The organism is Falsiroseomonas oryziterrae (genome assembly GCF_021864505.1).
GTDB lineage: Bacteria > Pseudomonadota > Alphaproteobacteria > Acetobacterales > Acetobacteraceae > Falsiroseomonas > Falsiroseomonas oryziterrae.
Map to the genome: position 1 here is coordinate 1 of NZ_JAKJIB010000428.1, position 2,895 is coordinate 2,895.

Below are 2,895 nucleotides of genomic sequence, written 5' to 3' on the forward strand. Positions count from 1 at the left end.
GGCAGCCGGCATCGACCCGGCGGAGCTGGCCTCCGCGCTGCCCCTGCTGCGCCGGTTGCGCGCCGCGCTCGACGCCGCCCGCGACGGCGACGAGCCGGCAGTCGATGCGTGATCCGCAGCGCGCTTGACCGCCGCGCGCGGGCGGGCGACGCATCGTGCCGGAACCGCCGCCGGAGAGACCCAGCATGACTCGCGAGGCTCACATCGCCCGCTTCACCGCGCAGGAAGCGCTGGTCTGCGCCATGGTGCTCATGTCGGTCGCGGACGGCCCGATGTCGGATGCCGAGCTCGGCATGATGAGCCGCATGGTGCAGGAACTGCCCGTCTTCGCCGACTTCCACAGCAACGAGATCGAGACGGTGACCGATGCCGTCGCCAAGCTGCTCAACCGCAACGACGGCCTCGACGATGCGATGACGATGCTGCGCGACGCGCTGCCGATGCGCCTGCGCGAGACCGCCTATCTGCTGGCCTGCGAGGTCTGCGCGGCGGATGGCGACGCGACGCAGGAGGAGCTGCGCTTCCTGCAGGACCTGCGCATCGGGCTCGACCTCGACCGGCTGATCGCCGGCGCGATCGAGCGCGCGGCCAAGGCGCGCTTCCAGGTGCTCTGACGCGCCGCGTCAGTCCACGATGAAGAGCGTCGCGCCGGTCGCCGTGGAGGACCGGTGCGCCGCGTCGCCGAAATCCGAGACCTGGTAGCTCATGCCGGCCGTGAGCTTGAAGTGGCGGCCGTCGCGCAGCTCGGTGTCGAGCTCGCCGGACACCACGAACAGCACATGGCCGCGGTCGCACCAATGGTCGGCGAGATAGCCCGGCGAGTACTCCACCATCCGCACGCGCAGATCGCCGATGTTCAGCGTGCGCCACAGCGCCTGACCGGTTTCGCCGGGATGCACCGTCGGCTCGACGCGCCTCCAATCCGTGACGGTGAAGGGCAGGGCGGGGATCTTCACGGCTTCGGCGTCTTCGCCGGCAGCGGCTCCGTCGCGCCGCCGGCGGCGCGCCAGGCGCCGTAGCCGCCCTTGAGGTGCGAGACGGGCTTCAGGCCCATCTCCTGCGCGGCCCGCGCCGCGAGCGCGGAGCGCAGCCCGCCGGCGCAGAAGAAGACGAAGTGCTTGTCCTGCTGGAATTGCGGCTTGGCGTAGGGGCTCGCCGGGTCGATCCAGAATTCCAGCATGCCGCGCGGGCAATGGAAGGCGCCGGGCACACGGCCCTCGCGCTCCAGCTCGCGGATGTCGCGGATGTCCACGAACTGCACGTCGTCGCGGCCGTAGAGGGTCTTGGCCTGCTCGACGTCGATCTCCTCGACGACCGCATTGGCCTCGTCCACCAGCTGCCGGTAGCCCTTCACGATCTGCTGCGGCATCGCGGTCCTCCTCGCCGCGACGGTAGCGCAGCGCCCGGGCGATGCGGAGGGGCGATGCGGAGCTCCGGAGGCCAGACCCCGGGGGCTACTTGCCGGGATAGCTGACCGCGACCGAGGCGCCGGGGCGCGGCTCCGTGCGGGGGGTGTTCGAACTCACCGCCATGGCGACCGCGGCGGCGAGGAGCAGCAAGGGGATCAGCGGCATGGCGGTCCGGCTCCGCTTGTCCCCGGCAGCCGACCATGCCGCGGGGCCGGATGTCCTTGCGCCAGCGCAAACGGCGGTCAGGCGCCCAGCACCCAGCTCCGGAACAGGGCGAGGTCGATGTTGCCGCCGCAGAGGATCACCGCGACCCGCTGGCCCGCCATCCGGTCTCGCTCCTGGAGCAGCGCGGCAAGCGGCGCGGCGCCGGCGCCTTCGGCCAAGTTGTGCGTGTCCTCCCAATAGGCGCGGATGGCGACGGCGACCTCCGCGTCGGTGACGGTGACGATGCGCGACGCCCCGCGGCGGATCATCTCGAAGGCGGCGGGATCGGGGATGCGCGTCGCCATCCCGTCGGCGCGCGTGTTGGCGCTCGGCACCGTCACGACGCGCCCGGCGGCGACGCTGCGCGCATAGGCGTCGGCCTCGGTGCTCTGCACGCCGATGATCTCGGTCGGAAGGCCGAGCAGGTCGCGCGCCATGATGCAGCCGCAGATGCCCGATCCCAGCCCGATCGGGACGTAGAGCGCATCGAGCGGCGGCCCAAGGGACTCGACATGGCGGAACAGTTCCAGCGCGTAGGTCGCGACGCCGCGCACCAGGTCGGGCGCGAAGGAGGGCGCGAATTCCAGCCCCTCCGCCTCCGCCAGCCGCATCGCCTCGACCCGCGCGGCGTCGAAATCCTCGCCATGTTCGACGAGGCGCGCGCCGAAGGCGCGCATCGCGGCGTTCTTCTCCACGCTGTTGCCGCGCGGGACGACGATGGTCACCGGCACCCCGGCGCGCGCCCCGGCATAGGCGAGGCTCTGGCCGTGATTGCCACGGGTGGCGGAGACGATGCCGCACACCTGCGGCCGCTCGCGCTTCAGCCGGTCGAAGTAGGTCAGCCCGCCGCGCACCTTGAAGGCGCCGGTCGGCGTGTGGTTCTCGTGCTTGACCCAGACCTCGGCGCCGGTGCGCGCGGCCAGCAGCGGCCAGGCGTATTGCGGGGTCGGCGGGAAGACCGCGTGGACGAGGCGGGCGGCGGCCTTCAGGCCATCCAGGTCGAACACGCATCCCTCCGGAAACAAGCGCGCGCGGCGGCGTTCTGCGCGGGACAGGTTAGGCGGAGGGCGACGCGATGGCCATCGTGGTGGACAGCGGCCAGTGGACCGGCGAGCGCGACGACACGCCGCTCGCGATGCCGATCGTCTGGGGCGAGTTCGAGACCGAGGCGGCGCGCGATAGCGCGATGGCGCGGTTGCGCGCGGCGGGCGCTCGCAGTTCGGACGAGCCCGCGACGGACGAGGCCGGGCGCGCGGGCGGGACCGCGATGCCGCCAGGCCCG

At 72.4% G+C, this 2,895-nt stretch carries 5 protein-coding genes; 2 read left to right on the forward strand and 3 right to left on the reverse strand.

Translation table 11 applies throughout. The annotated features are described in order from the left end of the window. Nucleotides 1–185: 185 nt before the first annotated feature. A complete protein-coding gene (locus tag L2I40_RS21410) occupies nucleotides 186–614 on the forward strand; it encodes a tellurite resistance TerB family protein (protein ID WP_237217240.1) in 429 nt (142 codons plus the stop codon). A gap of 9 nt (nucleotides 615–623) precedes the next feature. Here the strand turns inward: L2I40_RS21410 and L2I40_RS21415 are convergent, their stop codons facing one another. The 3 genes from L2I40_RS21415 to L2I40_RS21425 all read right to left on the reverse strand — a co-directional run bounded on the left by L2I40_RS21415 (nucleotide 624) and on the right by L2I40_RS21425 (nucleotide 2,620). Then, complete coding sequence (locus tag L2I40_RS21415; RefSeq protein ID WP_237217242.1) at nucleotides 624–956, reverse strand: DHCW motif cupin fold protein; 333 nt, start codon at nucleotides 954–956, stop codon at nucleotides 624–626. Next, on the reverse strand, nucleotides 953–1,369 hold the full coding sequence (locus L2I40_RS21420; protein ID WP_237217243.1) for a rhodanese-like domain-containing protein: 417 nt from the start codon (nucleotides 1,367–1,369) through the stop codon (nucleotides 953–955). The genes L2I40_RS21415 and L2I40_RS21420 overlap by 4 nt, the downstream gene beginning before the upstream one ends. A 282-nt stretch (nucleotides 1,370–1,651) precedes the next feature. Further along, nucleotides 1,652–2,620 (reverse strand): threonine dehydratase, encoded by a 969-nt coding sequence (locus L2I40_RS21425; RefSeq protein ID WP_237217245.1) that lies wholly within the window; start codon nucleotides 2,618–2,620, stop codon nucleotides 1,652–1,654. A gap of 68 nt (nucleotides 2,621–2,688) precedes the next feature. On the opposite strand from L2I40_RS21425, the gene L2I40_RS21430 reads away from it, so the two are divergent. Beyond that, nucleotides 2,689–2,895: hypothetical protein (locus tag L2I40_RS21430; RefSeq protein ID WP_237217247.1), on the forward strand; the 207-nt coding region annotated here is incomplete at its 3' end.

What these genes read in the sequence shown, in the direction of transcription:
- L2I40_RS21410 (WP_237217240.1), top strand. Translation starts at nt 186, where the DNA reads ATGACTCGCGAGGCTCACATCGCCCGCTTCACCGCGCAGGAAGCGCTG.
- L2I40_RS21420 (WP_237217243.1), bottom strand. Translation starts at nt 1,369, where the DNA reads ATGCCGCAGCAGATCGTGAAGGGCTACCGGCAGCTGGTGGACGAGGCC.